At 63.2% G+C, this 17,625-nt stretch carries 17 protein-coding genes; 2 read left to right on the forward strand and 15 right to left on the reverse strand.

The features are described from left to right. Positions 1–16: 16 nt before the first annotated feature. From AZSI13_RS00640 to aceK, 5 genes are all read right to left on the reverse strand, one after another. Positions 17–577: a chorismate lyase gene (locus tag AZSI13_RS00640; RefSeq protein WP_109039252.1), complete on the reverse strand. Its 561-nt coding sequence runs from the start codon at positions 575–577 to the stop codon at positions 17–19. Next, on the reverse strand, positions 574–948 hold the full coding sequence (locus tag AZSI13_RS00645; protein WP_235609608.1) for a DUF192 domain-containing protein: 375 nt from the start codon (positions 946–948) through the stop codon (positions 574–576). The genes AZSI13_RS00640 and AZSI13_RS00645 overlap by 4 nt, the downstream gene beginning before the upstream one ends. Before the next feature lie 175 nt (positions 949–1,123). Continuing rightward, the gene (locus AZSI13_RS00650) at positions 1,124–1,303 is read right to left on the reverse strand and encodes a hypothetical protein (protein WP_109039253.1); all 180 of its coding nucleotides are present in this window, start codon (positions 1,301–1,303) and stop codon (positions 1,124–1,126) included. Further along, a complete protein-coding gene (locus AZSI13_RS00655; RefSeq protein ID WP_109039254.1) occupies positions 1,242–1,955 on the reverse strand; it encodes a pseudouridine synthase in 714 nt (237 codons plus the stop codon). The genes AZSI13_RS00650 and AZSI13_RS00655 overlap by 62 nt, the downstream gene beginning before the upstream one ends. Positions 1,956–1,958: 3 nt before the next feature. Further along, positions 1,959–3,746 carry a bifunctional isocitrate dehydrogenase kinase/phosphatase gene (gene aceK / locus AZSI13_RS00660; protein WP_109039255.1) on the reverse strand — a complete coding sequence of 596 codons (1,788 nt, stop codon included), beginning with the start codon at positions 3,744–3,746 and terminating at the stop codon, positions 1,959–1,961. A 201-nt stretch (positions 3,747–3,947) separates the two neighbouring features. On the opposite strand from aceK, the gene AZSI13_RS00665 reads away from it, so the two are divergent. Together AZSI13_RS00665 and icd are read left to right on the forward strand one after the other, a co-directional pair. Next, entirely contained in the window at positions 3,948–6,188 is a 2,241-nt protein-coding gene (locus AZSI13_RS00665) for an NADP-dependent isocitrate dehydrogenase (RefSeq protein WP_109039256.1), read from the forward strand. A gap of 283 nt (positions 6,189–6,471) precedes the next feature. Next, the gene (gene icd / locus AZSI13_RS00670; protein WP_109039257.1) at positions 6,472–7,698 is read left to right on the forward strand and encodes an NADP-dependent isocitrate dehydrogenase; all 1,227 of its coding nucleotides are present in this window, start codon (positions 6,472–6,474) and stop codon (positions 7,696–7,698) included. Positions 7,699–7,790: 92 nt separating this feature from the next. On the opposite strand, the gene nfsB is transcribed toward icd, so the two are convergent. From nfsB to AZSI13_RS00720, 10 genes are all read right to left on the reverse strand, one after another. Continuing rightward, on the reverse strand, positions 7,791–8,444 hold the full coding sequence (gene nfsB / locus AZSI13_RS00675; protein ID WP_109039258.1) for an oxygen-insensitive NAD(P)H nitroreductase: 654 nt from the start codon (positions 8,442–8,444) through the stop codon (positions 7,791–7,793). Positions 8,445–8,576: 132 nt separating this feature from the next. Continuing rightward, positions 8,577–10,286, reverse strand: coding sequence for a YbaL family putative K(+) efflux transporter (ybaL, locus tag AZSI13_RS00680; RefSeq protein ID WP_109039259.1), 1,710 nt, complete (start codon positions 10,284–10,286; stop codon positions 8,577–8,579). Positions 10,287–10,528: 242 nt separating this feature from the next. Continuing rightward, complete coding sequence (locus AZSI13_RS00685) at positions 10,529–11,056, reverse strand: TlpA disulfide reductase family protein (RefSeq protein WP_109039260.1); 528 nt, start codon at positions 11,054–11,056, stop codon at positions 10,529–10,531. Next, positions 11,056–11,883, reverse strand: a complete 828-nt coding sequence (locus tag AZSI13_RS00690; RefSeq protein WP_109039261.1) for an ABC transporter permease — start codon at positions 11,881–11,883, stop codon at positions 11,056–11,058. The genes AZSI13_RS00685 and AZSI13_RS00690 overlap by 1 nt, the downstream gene beginning before the upstream one ends. An 18-nt stretch (positions 11,884–11,901) precedes the next feature. After that, a complete protein-coding gene (locus AZSI13_RS00695; RefSeq protein ID WP_109039262.1) occupies positions 11,902–12,336 on the reverse strand; it encodes a protein NosL in 435 nt (144 codons plus the stop codon). Continuing rightward, positions 12,333–13,202, reverse strand: a complete 870-nt coding sequence (locus AZSI13_RS00700) for an ABC transporter ATP-binding protein (protein WP_109039263.1) — start codon at positions 13,200–13,202, stop codon at positions 12,333–12,335. Before AZSI13_RS00700 ends, AZSI13_RS00695 begins: the two co-directional genes overlap by 4 nt. A 190-nt stretch (positions 13,203–13,392) precedes the next feature. Then, positions 13,393–14,358, reverse strand: coding sequence for a NapH/MauN family ferredoxin-type protein (locus AZSI13_RS00705; RefSeq protein WP_109039264.1), 966 nt, complete (start codon positions 14,356–14,358; stop codon positions 13,393–13,395). 1 nt (position 14,359) lies between these two features. Further along, complete coding sequence (locus tag AZSI13_RS00710) at positions 14,360–15,241, reverse strand: 4Fe-4S dicluster domain-containing protein (RefSeq protein ID WP_109039265.1); 882 nt, start codon at positions 15,239–15,241, stop codon at positions 14,360–14,362. Beyond that, positions 15,238–16,638: a nitrous oxide reductase family maturation protein NosD gene (gene nosD, locus AZSI13_RS00715; RefSeq protein ID WP_109039266.1), complete on the reverse strand. Its 1,401-nt coding sequence runs from the start codon at positions 16,636–16,638 to the stop codon at positions 15,238–15,240. The genes AZSI13_RS00710 and nosD overlap by 4 nt, the downstream gene beginning before the upstream one ends. Continuing rightward, positions 16,635–17,618: a hypothetical protein gene (locus AZSI13_RS00720; RefSeq protein WP_109039267.1), complete on the reverse strand. Its 984-nt coding sequence runs from the start codon at positions 17,616–17,618 to the stop codon at positions 16,635–16,637. Before AZSI13_RS00720 ends, nosD begins: the two co-directional genes overlap by 4 nt. Positions 17,619–17,625: the final 7 nt, after the last annotated feature.

Genomic DNA, 17,625 nt, shown 5'->3' on the forward strand with positions numbered 1-17,625 from the left:
TTCTGACGTACGTACTTTAGGCGGGACGGGGCATCAAGGCCAGGATGGCCGGCAGGAAGACTTCATTCACCAGCAGCCCCTTGGCCCCGCGACCAAAGCGGGAACGCCGGGCCCACAGGCGCTCCGGCTGGGTGCCCAGACTGGCCTCGGCACGCCGGTAGAGGCGGTGGCGGCCATCCAGGGCGCGGAATTCCAGGCGCCCCCGGGCAATGCGCGGGTCGGCAAAGAGCAGGCTGCCGAGGGAACGCTGTCCCAGGGCACCGAAGCGGGTGTCGAAGGGATGGCGGGGCTGCCAGGGCATGGCGGTGTGGGCGAAGACGACGGGCACGCCGTCGGCCAGCAGCAGGACTTCCCGCACCCAGACCCGGGTGCCGATGGGCAAGCCCAGGCTGGCTGCCTCTTCCACCCCCACCGGCTCCAGGCACTGGCGCAGGCATTGCACGCGGAAGTCGCGGCAGTGGGCCTTGATACGGGCGGTCAGGGAACCCCGCTCTTCCAGCCAGGGGCGCAGGGCCGGCTGTGGCGCCCGCCCCCGTTGCAGCAGGGCCGGCCGCCAGGCGGCAGCGGCGGGGATCATCGGGGCGCCGGAGCGCGGTTGATGCCGCCGAGGGAGAGACCGGCTTTCAGGCCGCGCTGGGAGAACCAGCCCTGGTTCATCTCCAGGGCGAAACGGGCATCCTGGTCGGCGCAGTGGCTGTTCTCGGTCTGGGGCTGCATGTCGCGGATGTTGATGATGCGGCCCTGTTCGTCGAGGAAGGCGACGGAGAGGGGAATCAGCGTATTGCGCATCCACATGCAGTGGCGGGCCGGAAAGGGGAAGACGAACAGCATGCCCTGGTTCTGGCCCATGCTGCGGCGGTTCATCAGGCCCTGCTGGCGGTCCGGATCGGTGTAGGCCACTTCCGCCTCGATGCGGTGGAAGCCAGCGGTGATCTCCAGTCGGCCCATTTCGGCGGCGGCACCGGCGCTCAGGCCGAGACCGGCAAGAGACAGCAGGAGCGGCAGGGAGCGGCGCAGGGTGCGCAAGACAGCGCAGGGGGAGGAAGAAAGGACGGTCATCATGGACCGGGATTATAGGCCACCCGGCGGGGGGCCAGCGCCCCCGGCAGGATCGGCGGCAACATCAGTGGTGGTGCTTGGCGCGGGGCTTGGCTGCCTTGTGGTGCTTGGCATGGGCGTGCTTGGCATTTTTGCCATGCTTGGCATGGACCGCCTTCTTGCCGTGATGATGGGTGGCGGCCTCAGCGGCGGTGGCGCCGAGGCCGAAGGCCAGGGTCAGAGCGAGCAGCAGGGCTTTTTTCATGGGGAACTCCGTCAGATTTTTTAAGTGCCTTTGCGGCAGGGGTGGCGGCCGGTCGGGAACGGCGCCCAGCTTGCGGCAGGGACGCGCCTTCCGGCGCCAAGTCCGCAAAGCTGCCCTGCATCAGGCGCCACGCCCCCGGCGCCAGGCCGTCCAGGGAAGCCCGGCCGATGGCGGCCCGGATGAGCCGGAGCGTAGGGTAGCCGACGCTGGCTGTCATTCGCCTGACCTGACGGTTCTTGCCCTCACGGATTTTCAGCTCGATCCAGGCAGTGGGAATGGCGGCTCGATAGCGGATGGGCGGCTCCCGCTGCCACAACCCGGGCGGTTCTTCCATGAGCCTGGCCTGGGCGGGCCGGGTGACGCCATCCTTCAGGGCCACCCCCTGGCGAAGGGCTTGCAGCGCGGCTTCAGTGGGTACCCCCTCCACCTGCACCCAGTAGGTCTTTTCCAGCTTGTAGCGGGGGTCGGCGATGCAGGCCTGCAGGGCACCGTCGTCAGTCAGCAGGAGCAGCCCCTCGCTGTCGGCATCGAGACGGCCGGCGGGATAAACCCCTGGCAGGTCCAGGTAGTCCTTCAGGCCCTGCCAGCGGCCTTCCGGCGTGAATTGGGACAGGACACCATAAGGCTTGTTGAAGAGGAGGATACGGGCCATGGATCAAGCGTCTCCGCCGGCAGTGCCATAGAGGTTGCAGAAGCGCAGCTCCTCCGGGTAGGGGAAGAAGTCTTCCACCCGCCCCTGGCGAATCTGCTCCTGGGCTTCCTGCCAGAAGCGCGGCCCGAGCAGGTCCCGGTGGTGTTTGACAAAGGCCTTGCGCACGGGCAGGGAGCCGAGCAGGAAGGTGGCGAACTCTTCCGGAAAGACGTCGTGGCGGCCCACGGTGTACCAGGGCTCACTGGACATTTCCATTTCCGGGTAAGGCGCTTCGGGAATGGCACGGAAGTTCATGTCGGTCATGTATTCGATTTCGTCGTAGTCGTAAAAGACGATGCGGTTGTAACGGGTGACGCCGAAGTTCTTCCACAACATGTCGCCGGGGAAGATGTTGGCGATGGCCAGTTCCCGGATGGCGTTGCCGTAGTCTTTCACCGCATGTTCCAGCTTGTCGCCATCGGCGCTGTCCAGGTAGATGTTGAGGGGGGTCATGCGACGCTCGATGTAAAGGTGGCGAATGACCAGGTCGTCGCCATCCTCCTCGATCAGGGAGGGCACCTGGCGCCGCAGTTCCTCCAGCAGCTCCGGGTCGAAACGGGCGCGCGGCAGGGCGGCGTTGGAAAATTCCAGGGTGTCGGCCATGCGCCCCACCCGGTCCACCTGCTTGACCAGCTGGTATTTGTATTTGACCGTGGCGTGGTCCACTTCCTTGGAGCTGCCGAAGACGTCCTTGATGATCTTGAAGACGTAGGGGAAGGACGGCAGGGTGAATACGAGCATCACCAGGCCGCGGATGCCGGGGGCGATGATGAACTTATCTTCGGAATGGCGCAGGTGGTAGATGAGGTCGCGGAAGAACATGGTCTTGCCCTGCTTGCCCAGGCCCAGCATGGTGTAAAGCTCGGAGCGGGGTTTGCCGGGCATGATGGCGCGCAGGAACTGCACGTAGCCCGAGGGCACCTCCATATCCACCATGAAGTAGGCCCGGGAGAGGGAAAAGAGGATGGAGATGCGCCAGGCGTCGAGCAGGATGGTATCCAGATAGAGCTTGCCCCCCTTGCCGTGCAGCACGGGGATGGAGAAGGGATATTCCTGGTTGCCGTTGATGGCCTTACCAATGATGTAGGCGCCCTTGTTGCGGTAGAAGGCGGAATACAGCACCTGGATCTGGCAGTTGGCCTCCCGGGCGGGAAGCTCACCGCCCAGATGGCGCTGGATGGTGCGGTAAAGGTAATCCACGTCCCGCTCCAGGTCTTCGAAATCCCGCTGCCAGTCGAAGTCCAGGATGATCTGGCGCATGGTCTGCCGCAGGCCGCCATCCCCCGGGTAGTAGCTAGAATAGGTGGGCGGGTTGGACTCGATGTTCTCCGTGGAGATGGCCGGCCGCACGAAGATGAAGTCGTTGTGGAAATAGGTACGGTGCAGGATCTTGCAGCAGACCGAGTTGAAGAAGGTCTCTGCCAGTTCCGGCTGCTTGTGGTTGAGCAGCAGGCCGATGTAGAGCAGCTTCACCTGCTGCCAGGTGGCGTCATCCAGACTTTCGGCCTTGAATTCGTCCCGCAAGCGCTCGACGCACTCCTCCACCCGGTCGTCGTAGAAGCGAATGCGGTCTTTCACGGCCGCGTGCACCGCCTGCCAGTCCCCGGCCTCGAAGCGGAACTTGGCCTCCCGGCTGGTCTGGCGGAACAGGCGGTAGTGCTTGTTGAAGCCTTCGATGAGGGCGATGGCAATACGGTTGGCCGTGGCGGCGGAAGGGCTGGCCAGGGGATTCTGGGGGGCGGAGAAGTCCATCGGCGGCAGGCAGACGTGGGAAAGCGGAAATCTTAGCACCGGCCCGGCCTACCGCCCTGCCCGCGGCGCAGCCAGCGCCATTACTCCGGCATGACAGGGACGGCGCCATTGCACGGGGCGCAATAAGGTTCCATGGAGTGATATAATATATATAAGAGTTTGTCTGCACCTTTAACCTACGAACTATGCGAGGGATTAAGCATGTCTGCTGGTAAGTCGAAGATCATCTACACGCTCACGGACGAGGCACCGCTGCTGGCCACCTGTGCCTTCCTGCCGGTCATCCGGACCTTTACCGAACCCGCCGGTGTGGAGATCACCAAGAGCGACATTTCCGTCGCCGCTCGCGTCCTGGCCGAGTTTTCCGACTTCCTGCGCGACGACCAGAAGGTGCCCGACAATCTGGCCGAACTGGGCAAGCTGACCCTGCTGCCCGACACCAACATCATCAAGCTGCCCAACATCAGCGCCTCCGTGGGCCAGCTGATCGCCTGTATCAAGGAACTGCAAGCCAAGGGCTACGCCGTTCCCGACTACCCGGAAAACCCCAGCACCGAAGAAGAGAAGGCCCTCAAGGTGCGCTACGGCAAGTGCCTGGGTTCCGCCGTGAACCCGGTGCTGCGCGAAGGCAACTCCGACCGCCGTGCCCCCGCCGCCGTCAAGAACTACGCCAAGAAGCACCCCCACTCCATGGGCGAATGGAAGCCCTGGTCCCAGACCCACGTGGCCCACATGGACCACGGCGACTTCTACCACGGTGAAAAGTCCCTGACCCTGGACAAGGCCCGTGACGTGAAGATGGAGCTGACCACCAAGAGCGGCAAGACCATCGTGCTGAAGCCGAAGGTCGCCCTCAAGGACGGCGAGATCATCGACTCCATGTTCATGAGCAAGAAGGCCCTGTGCAACTTCTACGAGAAGGAACTGGAAGACTGCCGCCAGTCCGGCATCCTCTTCTCCCTGCACGTGAAGGCCACCATGATGAAGGTGTCCCACCCCATCGTCTTCGGCCACTGCGTCAAGATCTATTACAAGGAAGCCTTCGAGAAGCACGGCAAGCTGTTTGAAGAGCTGGGCATCAACGTCAACAACGGCATGGCCAATCTCTACGAGAAGGTCGACACCCTGCCCGAGTCCAAGCGCGACGAGATCATCCGCGACCTGCACGCCTGCCAGGAACACCGCCCCCGTCTGGCCATGGTGGATTCCGCCAAGGGCATCACCAACTTCCATTCCCCCAACGACGTGATCGTGGATGCTTCCATGCCCGCCATGATCCGCGGCGGCGGCAAGATGTGGGGTGCCGACGGCAAGCCTTACGACTGCAAGGCCGTGATGCCCGAATCCACCTTCGCCCGCATTTACCAGGAGATGATCAACTTCTGTAAGTGGCACGGCAACTTCGACCCCAAGACCATGGGCACCGTGCCCAACGTCGGTCTGATGGCCCAGAAGGCCGAGGAATACGGCTCCCACGACAAGACCTTCGAGATCGCCGAAGACGGCGTCGCCAACATTGTCGATCTGGCCACCGGCGAAGTGCTGCTGACCCAGAACGTGGAAGCCGGCGACATCTGGCGCATGTGCCAGGTCAAGGATGCCCCCATCCGCGACTGGGTCAAGCTGGCCGTCACCCGTGCCCGCAACTCCGGCATGCCCGCTGTCTTCTGGCTGGACCCCTATCGTCCCCACGAAGCCGAACTGATCAAGAAGGTGGAAACCTACCTGAAGGATCACGACACCAGCGGCCTGGAAATCCACATCATGTCCCAGGTGCGCGCCATGCGCTTCACCCTGGAACGTGTCGCCCGGGGCCTGGACACCATCTCCGTCACCGGCAACATCCTGCGCGACTACCTGACCGACCTGTTCCCCATCATGGAACTGGGCACCTCCGCCAAGATGCTGTCCATCGTTCCCCTGATGGCCGGCGGCGGCATGTACGAAACCGGTGCCGGCGGCTCCGCTCCCAAGCACGTGCAGCAGTTGGTGGAAGAAAACCACCTGCGCTGGGATTCCCTGGGCGAGTTCCTGGCCCTGGCCGTGTCCCTCGAGGACCTGGGTATCAAGACCGGCAACGCCAAGGCCAAGCTGCTGGCCAAGACCCTGGACGAAGCCACCGGCAAGCTGCTGGACGAGAACAAGTCCCCCTCCCGCCGTACCGGCGAGCTGGACAACCGGGGCAGCCAGTTCTACCTGGCCCTGTACTGGGCCCAGGCCCTGGCTGCCCAGTCCGAGGACAAGGAGCTGGCCGCCAAGTTCGCTCCCCTGGCCAAGTCTCTGGCCGAGAATGAGCAGAACATCGTGGCTGAATTCAAGTCCGTGCAGGGCAAGCCGGCTGACATCGGCGGCTACTACCTGGCCGACGCCGAGAAGTGCAAGGCCGTGATGCGCCCCAGCGCCACCTTCAACAGCATCCTGAAGGCCGCCCGCACCGCCTAACTGCCAGCCTTTCCCGGCATACCAACCGGACACACCGCCTCCCGGCGGTCTGTCCGGTTTTTCTTTGCCTGTACGCCACGGCCCCCCCCGCCGCAGACGCTCTCAGCGACTTGTGCGTTCGGGGAAAGTCCCTCATTTCCAAAGGGACTTTGGGGGCTGGTCCCGGCCCCGTCTTTTACCCCATAATGAACCGATCAGCGCGCCACGACGCCTGACCCGGGCCTTCAACGCAAAGGCCCGGACAACAATAAACAACACTCTCATCTCTCATGGAGCTAAGGAAATGAGTTCACACATCAAAGTCCCTCAGGGCGGTCAAAAAATCGTAGCCGGCCAGCCCGTTCCCAATAACCCCATCATCCCCTTCATCGAAGGCGACGGCATCGGTGTGGACATCACCCCGGTGATGATCAAGGTGGTGGATGCGGCAGTAGACAAGGCCTACGGCGGCCAGAAGAAGATCCACTGGATGGAGGTCTACGCCGGCGAGAAATCCACTCAGATCTATGGCGCCGACGAATGGCTACCGAAGGAAACCTTCGATGCCCTCAAGGAATACTCGGTCTCCATCAAGGGCCCCATGACCACCCCGGTGGGCGGTGGCATCCGCTCCCTCAACGTGGCCCTGCGCCAGGAGCTGGACCTCTACCAGTGTGTGCGCCCGGTGCAGTACTTCAAGGGCGTGCCCTCCCCCCTGAAGCAGCCCGAACTGTGTAACATGGTGATCTTCCGCGAGAACACGGAGGACATCTACGCCGGCATCGAATGGGCTAACGGCACCGATGCCTGCAAGAAGGTCATCAAGTTCCTGCAGGAGGAGATGGGGGTGAAGAAGATCCGCTTCCCCGAAACCTCCGGCATCGGCATCAAGCCCATCTCCGTGGAAGGCACGGAGCGCCTGGTACGCGCCGCCATCAAGTACGCCATCGACAACGGCCGCAAGTCGGTGACCATCGTGCACAAGGGCAACATCATGAAGTTCACGGAAGGCAACTTCCGCGATACGGCCTACGCCCTGGCCAAGCGCGAGTTCGGCGGTGTGGAGATCGACGGCGGACCGTGGCAAAAACTGCCCAACGGCATCGTCATCAAGGACGCCATTGCCGACGCTTTCCTGCAGCAGATCCTGCTGCGCCCGGCAGAATACGATGTAATCGCCACCACCAACCTCAATGGCGATTACATCTCCGACGCCCTGGCGGCCCAGGTGGGCGGCATCGGTATCGCCCCTGGCGCCAACATCTCCGACCACTACGCCTGCTTTGAAGCCACCCACGGCACAGCCCCCAAGTATGCTGGCCTGGACAAGGTGAACCCCGGCTCCCTGATCCTTTCGGCCGAGATGATGCTGCGTCACATGGGCTGGAAAGAAGCGGCGGACCTCATCATCAAGTCCATGGAAGCGGCCATTGGCGACAAGGTCGTGACTTACGACTTTGCCCGGTTGATGGAAGGAGCAACGGAGGTTTCCTGTTCCGAGTTCGGCGATGCGATGATCGCCCGCATGTGACCCACGGCATACCGCCGTAAAAAAGCCCCGCCATGGCGGGGCTTTTTCTTTAGGGCGTTTGGCGACGCGCGTGACACACGCCTCTTGACCGCTCAAATCTCGGTAATGACAGCCTGTTCGGGCAGGCGGGACTTGGGCAGACGGGCATTGAAGTCCTCCTCACTGTGGTAGCCCAGGGCCACCATCACGCGACTGTGCAACCCCTTTTCCTTCAAGCCCAGGGCCGCATCCACCGCAGCGTCGCTGAACCCCTCGATGGGACAGGCGTCGATACCCAGAGCACCGGCCCCAAGCAACAACGTACCCAGGGCCAGATAGACCTGGCGATCCATCCAGGCGGCCTCATCCTTCAGTTGCTGCTGGTGCAGGGCCACATAGAAGCCACGGCTCTTCTCCTGGGCGGCCCGGGCATCGGGCGTGGCGAAACGGCCATCAGCCTGCTCCTGTTCGAGAATGGCGGCCAGATGAGCGGAATCCAGGGATTCCCGGGCACACAGCACCACCACGTGGGAGGCGTTGCGCACCTTGGCCTCGTTGTAGGGAAAATCGACCTTCAGGGTATCGGCGATGCGTCCCCGAGCGTCATCGCTGCCGGCAATGACGAAATGCCAGGGCTGGGAATTAACCGAAGAAGGAGCATTACGCAGCAGGGTGCGCAGGGCGGCCAGATCATCAGCACTGATCTTGCGGGCGGGATCGAAGGCCTTGGTGGTGTAACGGCGGGTGGCAACCTGGGCAATATTCATCGACAACTCCTGAGGATATTCGGAAGGACGGAGGGGCGCAGCATACTGTTCGGTCGGGGGAAAGCAAAGGGCGGGAAATCCCGCCCTTGCTCTCAATCCATCAAACCGGCCCGGCGCCCCGGAACAAACGCCTCAGGCGGCCTCGCCACGCCCCATGCGAGCCAACACATGGCGGCTCATGCCCTTGGCCAGTTCGTCCTCACCCATGAAGACTGTGCCCAGGTTCTCCTGGCGCAGCATTTCGGCCTCCTGTTCGGAATGGGTGCGCAGCACCACCTCGATGGCAGGGTTGAGTGTCCGGGCGATATCCACGATCTTGCGCACATCCAGGGTATCCGGGGTGGCCACCACCAGCAGACCGGCCTTGGCGATGTGGGCCTGGACCAGCACCAGGGGGTCGGAGGCATCCCCGGAAACAGCAGGAATGCCGCGTTCCCGCAGCTTTTCGACCACTTCCCGATGCTGCTCGGCCACCACGTAGGGAATCCTCTGTTCGTCCAGGGACGCCGCGATGCGCTTACCCACCCGGCCATAGCCCACCAACACCACCTGACCAGAGAGGAAATGCTCCTCCACCGAGACGGGCAGTGCTGCCGTCGGGTCATCCCGCATTTCCAGTCGTCGCGCCAGGGCGGAATGGGCCAGAGCCCACTTGCGAGCCGGAGCAATGGCCGCGAAGACCACGGAGTTGAAGGCAATGGAAATCAGCGCCCCGGCCAGCACCAGGCTCTGGCCGGCCATCGGCAACAAGCCTAGGGAAACCCCGAGCCCCGCCAGGATGAAGGAAAATTCGCCGATCTGGGCCAGGCTGGCGCCTACCGTCAGGGCCGTATTGAGGGGATAACGGAAGACCAGGACCAGGGCGATGGCGGCCACGGTCTTGCCGACGATGATGATGGCGGCCACGGCCAGCACCTTGCCCGGTTGCTGCAACAACACCTGGGGATCGAAAAGCATGCCGACGGAAACGAAGAACAGCACCGAGAAGGCATCCCGCAGGGGCAGGGACTCTTCCGCCGCTCGGTGGGCGAAATCCGACTCCCGCATCATCATGCCGGCAAAGAAGGCACCGAGGGCGAAGGAGACACCAAACAGCTTGGCCGAACCATAGGCCACACCCACGGCAGCAGCGATGACGCAAAGCGTGAACAGCTCCCGGGAACCGGTACGGGCCACAGCCCAGAGAATGCGCGGAAAAACCCGCCGCCCCACCACCAGCATCAGGGCAATGAAGGCACCCACCTTGGCCAGGGTCACCGCCAGGGTGCTCCACAGGTTGCCGCCGCCAGCGTCGTGACCATCGGCCGGGCTACCGCCCAGCAGGCCGGCCAGGGGGGGCATCAGCACCAGGACCAGAACGCAGACCAGATCTTCCACCACCAGCCAGCCCACGGCGATGCGGCCATTCATGGAATCCAGGATGCCCCGGGTCTCCAGGGCCCGCAGCAGCACCACGGTGGAGGCGCAGGAGAGGGCCAGGCCGAAGACCAGGCCGGCACCGAAGGACCAACCCCACCACATGGCTACCGCAGCCCCCAGGGCCGTGGCCACGGTAATCTGCACCACAGCGCCGGGCACGGCGATGCGGCGGACGTTCATCAGGTCTTCCAGGGAAAAGTGCAGGCCAACGCCGAACATCAGCAGCATGACGCCGATTTCAGCGAGTTGTCCGGCCAGCTCCACATCGGCAACGAAGCCCGGCGTGGCGGGGCCCATGATGATGCCGGCCACCAGATAGCCCACCAGGGGCGGAATTTTCAGGCGGGCGGCAATGAAGCCGAGAATCATGGCCAGGCCGAAGCCGGCGGCCACGGTGGTGATGAGGCTAATGTCGTGGGGCATGGGGCGGTCCTTGGCAGGAAGGGGGGCTGGAGAAAGCCTAACGCCAAAGCGGCGGACACGCACGCCCCTCCCGGGACGGCTTCCGGGAACGGGCCGACACGCGCAGTCCACCCGCCCGGCAAGGTACCATTTTCCCACGAAGCGCCGCCGGGCTGGATCGGGGCAAGCCCGCACTGGGGAAAACCGCAGTCCTTACGACCTCTGCTGGAGCGGCACCCACTCCTGACAGCGGGCACCAGCCCTCAGAACAAGGGCGCCAGAGCTTTTTCCAGGTCTTCCAGCTTCATGCCGCCCAGCTTCTTCGCGACGATGTGGCCCTGGCGATCGAGAATAACCGTATAGGGCAGACCTGCCTTGTCATTGCCCAGCTGGCGCATCAGGTCCAGCCCGGGTTGCAGCCCGGAGACAACCACCGGGTAATTCACGTCGTAAGCCGAGGCGAATTCCTTCACCGCCTCCCGCCCCTCTTCCACCGCCACACCGACGATGGTCAGACCCTTGGACTTGTACTTGGTCTGGATCGCCACCAGATCGGGGATTTCCTTGCGGCAGGGGCCACACCAGCGGGCCCAGAAATTGACGACCAGGGGCTTGCCCCGGTATTGCTCGAAGGAAGCCTTGTGGCCGGCGGTATCGGGAAAGCTGGCGGCAAACAGCGGTGCGGCGGAGGGCATATCCTCCGCCTGAGCTGCCAGGGGGCTGAACAGCAACGCTGCCGCCAAAGCGGCGGCGTAGCGCCATGAGCAACGTTGAATAGTGATAGGTCGCATCACGGCAAGTCGGTCTTGCGGAAGGTGAGAAAGCCGGCAAAGGCTGCGCCGCTACCCAGCAGCACCGGGTAGGCCAGGGCATAAACCTTGTAGCCGGTCACGCCGAAGGTGTCGAGGATGACGTAAGCAGAGGGGCCGAGAACGATCAGCTGCGGATCGAACAGGGCCAGGGCTGCCGTGCGGAAGACCTGCAGGGGATTGGCCAGGGCGATGCCGATGACCGTCTCCGGGCTGACCTGGCCCTGGATCAGCACGCCGAGCAGGATCAGGTCGAGGAAGACCAGCATGAACAGCCAGACCATGAAGGCCGTGCCCTGGGCCACGTCGGTGCTGCGGGCCAAGGTGGAGATGAACATGCCGATGCCGAGGAAGCACCAACCCATGGCGGCCAGCAGGGCCGTGTAATAGACAAACATGCCCCAGGGCACTTCGATACCCTTGAGCAGTGCCCACAGCACGGCGCCCAGCATGGCCACGAAGACCGGCAGGAAAATGGTGACGTAGCGGCCCAGGAACTTGCCCCAGAACCATGCCGCCAGGCCGACGGGCAGGGAAAGCAGGTATTCGAAAACCCCCGCCTCCCGGTCACCGGCCACAGAGCGCACGGTGGTAATCAGCACGAAGATGGGCAGTATGGCCATGGCCAGCTGGATGTAGGTCACCAGCAGGCGGGAGAGGCCAATGAAGCCCAGCACCCGGGATTCGGTCAGGCCGAAAGCGAACAGCAGGGCGACAATGCCGCCGAAGACCAGGCTGTAGATGAGGAACCAGCGGGCCCGCAGGGATTCCACGATATCGAGTTTGGCGGTGAGCCAGAGGGTTTGCATTGTTGTTTTCCCTGAGTTTTATTTGCCTTTGGCGAGAACCAGCTTCTTCGCCTCATCAAAGGTGACGCTACCTTCCGCCTTCTCGGCCACGGCGCCAAAGCCGTAGGCCATGGGAGTGCGCTTGCCGGAAACGAAATAGGCCTTGCGGGCTTCCAGCCAGCGGCCGTCCCGGGAATCTGCCACCCAGAATTCGGCACGGGGATCGGAAGACCAGGGCTGGTGCTCGCTCCAGAAGACGGCGCAACCGAAGTCGTCGAACTTGTAGACCTTCTTGCTCTGGGGATCACGGATCTGGGCAGCGTACAACTTGTCGCTGATGGCCATGCCACAACGGGTGCAGCCGTCCCGGTCCCATTTGATCTCTACCGGCCCGCTGCTGGGCTGGCCGCCACAACCGGCAAGGGAGACAAAAACTCCGGCAGGCACGGTAAAGAGGAAGGTACGGCGCTTCATTGCAGGGTCACTCCGGTGACCTCCTTCATGTCGATGCGGGTCAGCAGACCCACATAGCGCGACACCATGCCGAGGAAGCGCAGACGATCCGGCCCTGCCACCTGACCATGCCAGGAGAGGCCCTCGTTGCGGGGGACGAACCCCCAGCCTTCCAGGGCCTTGGCGATGGCCGGGTCAGCCCGGCGCAGGTCCACATGGCAGTCGAGCAAGGCATCCATACCCGAATCGTCGGCCACCCGGTCATCCAGCACCACCTTGCCCATGTCCATCTCGATCACCCGGTTCACCAGGGCCGCCACTTCATCAAGGCGATGGCTGGAAATGATCATGGTGCAGTTTTCCTGCCGCTCGGCCAGAAGCTGGAAGAAGATGTGGCGGGCTTCCGGATCCAGGTTGGCGGCTGGCTCGTCCATCACCAAAACCTGGGCGTCGCGGCCCAGGGCAATGGCGATCAGTAGTTTCTGCTTCATGCCGCCGGAAAGGCGGTTGAAGGGTCGGGCAGCGATGGACTCCACATCCAGGCCCAGGCGCTGGGCGATGGCGTGGATGCGCTGGGGATCGGACTTGCAGACTGCGGCGGCAAACCCCACCAGCTGGCCTACAGGCATTTTCAGGGGTGGCGGCAACTGGGGCACGAAGCCCACCTTACCCAGCACGTCAGCCCGGTGAGCCCGGGGTGCCTTGCCGTCGATAGCCACTTCGCCGCCGTAGGTGTATTCCCCCAGCAGGCAACGGATCAGGGTGGTCTTGCCGGCCCCGTTGGAGCCGATGAGGGCAATGCGCTCGCCCAGTTGAATGTCCAGGCTGACCCCGGCCAGCACCGGGGCTTTCTTGAAAGTCTTGGTGACGTTGTCGAAGCGGATCATGGGATCAGCGTTCCTCGCTCAGCGTTGATGGGCCAGGCGCCAGCATGAAGGAAAGCGTTCCGGACCACTTTGATAATTGTCGTGCTTTGCGCCATTTTCCCCGGGAGACTGGCTTTACGCCAGCCTCTCCGAAGAAATGACGAGTCCGGGAGCGGCTGCCGGCGCCATATTGCCGGCGCCCAGCCTGGCCTCAGAGCAGCTTGTCGAGGCCCTTTACGCCGTAGGTCAGGGCACCGCTCGGGCAGGTATCGACACACAGGCCGCAACGGGTGCAATCCGGACCGATGGCCATCACCGCCTCCTCGGCCCGCCCCTTGATGACCACGTCGAGAACGTGGGGCACCAGGCAGACCTTGCGGCAATCCCCTTCATGGAAGCACTTGTCCAGCCGATAGACGATGCGCACCGGCGAGATGGTGCCCACCATGCCGTAGGTCAGCCCGATGGGGCAGACGTAGCGGCACCAGGCCCGGCGGGAATAGAACACCTCGAACATGAGCAGCAGGAACACCCAGCCCAGGGCCAGACTCGGGCCATAGATCAGGGCCCGGGAAAGGATGCCGGTTGGCGACAGGGTCTCGAACACGGTGTAACCCGTGACAATGGCCAGCAGGGAGAACAGCACCCAGAAGACGGTGCGGGCACCCCGATGGAACTCATGGTCGGTGACCAGCTTCTTTTCCACCAGCTTCAAGTGCAGCGCCTCGAACCACTCGGCGATGAGATGGTAGGGGCAGACCCAGGAGCAGAAGGTGCGCCCCCCCAGCAAGACCCAGAGGAAGAACACCGTGGCCGTACCGATCAGCAGGTTCACGATGATGTGCTTGTGGGCCAGCATCACCTGCAGGGCGGAGTTGAGGTCGATGAGGTGGAAGCCGACGAAGCGCGAGGCCGTCAGGGCCCCTTCCAGCATCTGGATATCGAGCCAGAAGGAGACGACGAAGAGCAGGTTCACGGCGATGAGCACGGCCCAGCGGCGGTTGCGCCACTTGTTCTGCACCAGCTGGTGCTCCCGGGTGTGCTGCTTCATGGCCTCGAAGTCGGCCTTGTTGAGGCGCTTCAGCTTGTGGATCTGTTCCGCTTCCGGGCTGTAGGAAGCCGGTTTCTTTGAATCCTGGCCGAGCATGACCAGGAGCTTTTCCTTGAAAGTCTTCATCTCAGGCTCCCCAGGTCTGGCGTTGGTCAACGACAATGGCCGCCTGCCCGCCGGATTCCACCGGACAGATCATTTCGCAGACGCCGCAGCCGATGCACTGCTCCAGCACTTCGGGAACCGCCCGCTTAAGGCCATCTCCCTTGTCCACAACTTTGAGCTGAATGGCGTCCTTGATAGGGCATTCAGTGACGCAGAGGTCGCACAGATCACGCTCATAGGGGTGGTCGCGCACCGGAATGGGCTTCCAGCGATCCACATCCATGTAACGCATGGTGCCCTTGAAAGCAGCGCCCCGGGCTTGGCCCTTGAAGCCCTTGCCCTGGACGGCGAGACAGATTTCCGGCTGAGCCAGCCGGGCCAGCCCCATACGTTCCTTGAGGTTGAGCGTGGGCTCCGCGTCCTTTTCCTTGGCCTTGAGGATGGGCAGGTGGGCCAGGGGTGCGCCGGCCCGGGGGGTGAGAAAGCCGGGCTTGTCGTAGGTCAGGGCCCCGGTGGGGCACGCCAGGATGCACTGGCCGGCATCACAGGAGAAATCACAAGCCTGCTCCCGGGCATCAATGTGGGGGGCGCCAATACCGAAGCCGTCGGTCAGATCCCCCAGCTTGATGGCCTGCACCGGGCAGACCTGCACGCACTGGCCGCACTTGATGCAGGAGGCGAGGAAATCCTTCTCGTCCAGGGCGCCTGGCGGACGCAGACGAGCGTGGCTGGCCCGGGCCACGGGCAGATAGCCCAACATGGCCAGCCCGATAATGCCGCCGGTCAGGGCAGCGCTGCGCATGAAACGGCGGCGGGCACTGCGCTGCTTGGCCGAGCCCTGGGGCCGGCCGGTCTTGCTTTCAGCCTCGGGAGCCGAGGCGCTTTCCGGTTGGGTGTCGCTCATTTTGCGTTCCTCCGGGGATTCTTGAACACAGGGGCCTCGTCCCGCACCATCAGCACGGGATCGGAAAAGGGCGCCAGGCGCTCGAGAAAATCCAGCGATTCCATCATGGGCGCGCTCTTGAAAAAGAGGGCGAAGGGAATTTCCATCCACAGGCGGTCAGCGTAGGCGTAGTCCTCGTAGGGGGTGTCGCCGATGCCGTCGTGGTTGCGGTCGAAGCCCTGGTAGGCATCCCAGTGGTTGCCATGCCAGCGGTTGTGGGCGGCACCGCCGCCCCCGGCCACGGCCACGTCGGCCAGGTTGCCCTCGAAGACATTGCTCTCGAAGATGCTGCCTTCCCGGTCGGAGACGAAGCTCACTGCGATACCGTTATAGGCAAAGCGGTTCTTGCGCACTTCGGTCTTGGAATCGGGTTCAAACGGTGAGAGGTCGGTGCCGATGCCGGTGGAGCAATAGAGAATTTCGTTGCCCTCGATGACCGTGTTGCTGGCCTCTTTCAGGCCCACGGCCATGCCGGTGGCGCCGGTGGCATGGGAAATGGTGTTGTTACGAATGTATGCACCGTTGGTGTACATCAGATACACCCCCACGGCGTTGTCGTAGAAGCGATTCCCTTCCACCGTGTTCTCGTGGGCGAACATGAAGTGGATGGAATAGCGGCTGCGCCTGCCCACGTTGTTGCGGAAGGTATTGTGGTCGGAATACCAGGCCACCATGTCCCGGGAATCCTCGATCTCGTTGCCTTCCAGCAGGTTGTTCTTGCTGTACCAGAGGCGTACGCCATCACCACGCACCCCAAGATCGAAGGGCTTGGAACGGATGTAGTTGCTGGTGATCTTGTTGTCGTTGGACTGCTTCAGGTCGATACCGAAAAGGCAGTCGGTGATACGAATCCGGTCCACCACATTGCGGTCGCCCCGCACGTTGAGGCAGGCGTCGTCACTGTCGTGGGAAGACCCGGAGTTGGTGAGCTGAACGCCCCGCAACACGGCATCACTGGTATCGATGACGAAGACCGTACCCTTGCCACCGCCATCAATGATGACCTTGCCGTCACCCTCGATGGTCAGGGGCTTGTTGAGTACGACCGGACCGGAATAGGTACCGGCCGCCAGCTTCAGAACACCACCTTCCGGCGCCTGGTTCACCAGTTCCTGCAGCCAGGGAATACCGGCCACATGGGGTGCGGTAGGCAGCGGCACCTTCTCGCCGGATGCCCCCCAGGAACTGCCACCGGGTTTGCCCATGCCGTCATCGGCCGCCTTGGCCGGTGTATCGCCACCCAGGGCCCCCAGGGCCTTCAGCGCATAATCCGGGTCGCCAACAGCCAGGCTGACGGCGGCCCAGACCAACAGGGGAACGGCGGCGGCAGAAAGCAGCCACCGGCCACGGCGGCTCACTCTGCAGCCCCCTCGCGCATCTGCTTGCGACGAATCAGCAGGGCCGGTGCCAGGCTGAGGAACATCAGGACCAGCAGGCCATAGCCCCAATAGGGATAGGAATAGGTGGAGAACTGGGCCACTTTGCCTTCGCCGAACACCGTGGGCATGAAAGGCTTCACGGTGAAGGCGCCCCACGGGTGCAGGTTGTGGCCGAAGAACCACAGCCAGGCGGCATAGGTGATGACGAAGAAAACGGGCAGCAAGGCCGGCACCAGGGCCAGCAGCAGGCTGAAGTTGCGGATCTTGGCGACGCCGGCAATGACAATGCCCATGACCAGTAGCAGGCCGACGATGACGACATGGCTGATCAGGGTGACGTTGTCGCCCCAGGCCTTGATCTTGTCCGGTTCCTTGAAGAAGGTGCCAGCTTCCTGCACATAGGCTTCCACGTGGGAGGCCAGGTGGCCGAGGACATACTGATCCACCAGCATCCAGGCGGCCACCGCGGCGAAGCCGGCGGACAGCACCAGCAGGCGGGTCTTGCGCTTGGTCACCATGAAACCGGCCAGCATCACGGCGAAGAAGCCGAAGAAGAACTTGGCCAGGGGCTTTTCAACCGGGGCACCCGTGGCGATGGGGAACATGCCTACGTAGTGGTTGATGGTGTTCATTTCATGTACGCAGTCCAGGCCCTGGGCACCCTTGTTCACATCCTTCTTGGCATCCAGGATGGGGTTGTAGCGCTCGGTGTGCTCATCCAGATCCTGCTGGATGATTTCATTGGCCATGCGAGTACCGGCGCCGGCAGCCTTACAGCCGTTATAGACACCGTCGAAATGGAAGTGAATACGAATGCCGTCCGGGAAGGCATCCTTGGGGTAGTTCGGGGCGGTGAGCGAAACCCACCAGATGGGGGCGAAATAGGCGACCACCATGGCCACCAGGGCGATCAGGGTGAGTCCCTGAACCAGGCGAGTCTGTTTGGTTTGGGTATCCATGTTCTGC

It is taken from the genome of Azospira sp. I13 (assembly GCF_003112695.1).
In the GTDB taxonomy this organism is placed as follows: Bacteria; Pseudomonadota; Gammaproteobacteria; order Burkholderiales; family Rhodocyclaceae; genus Azospira.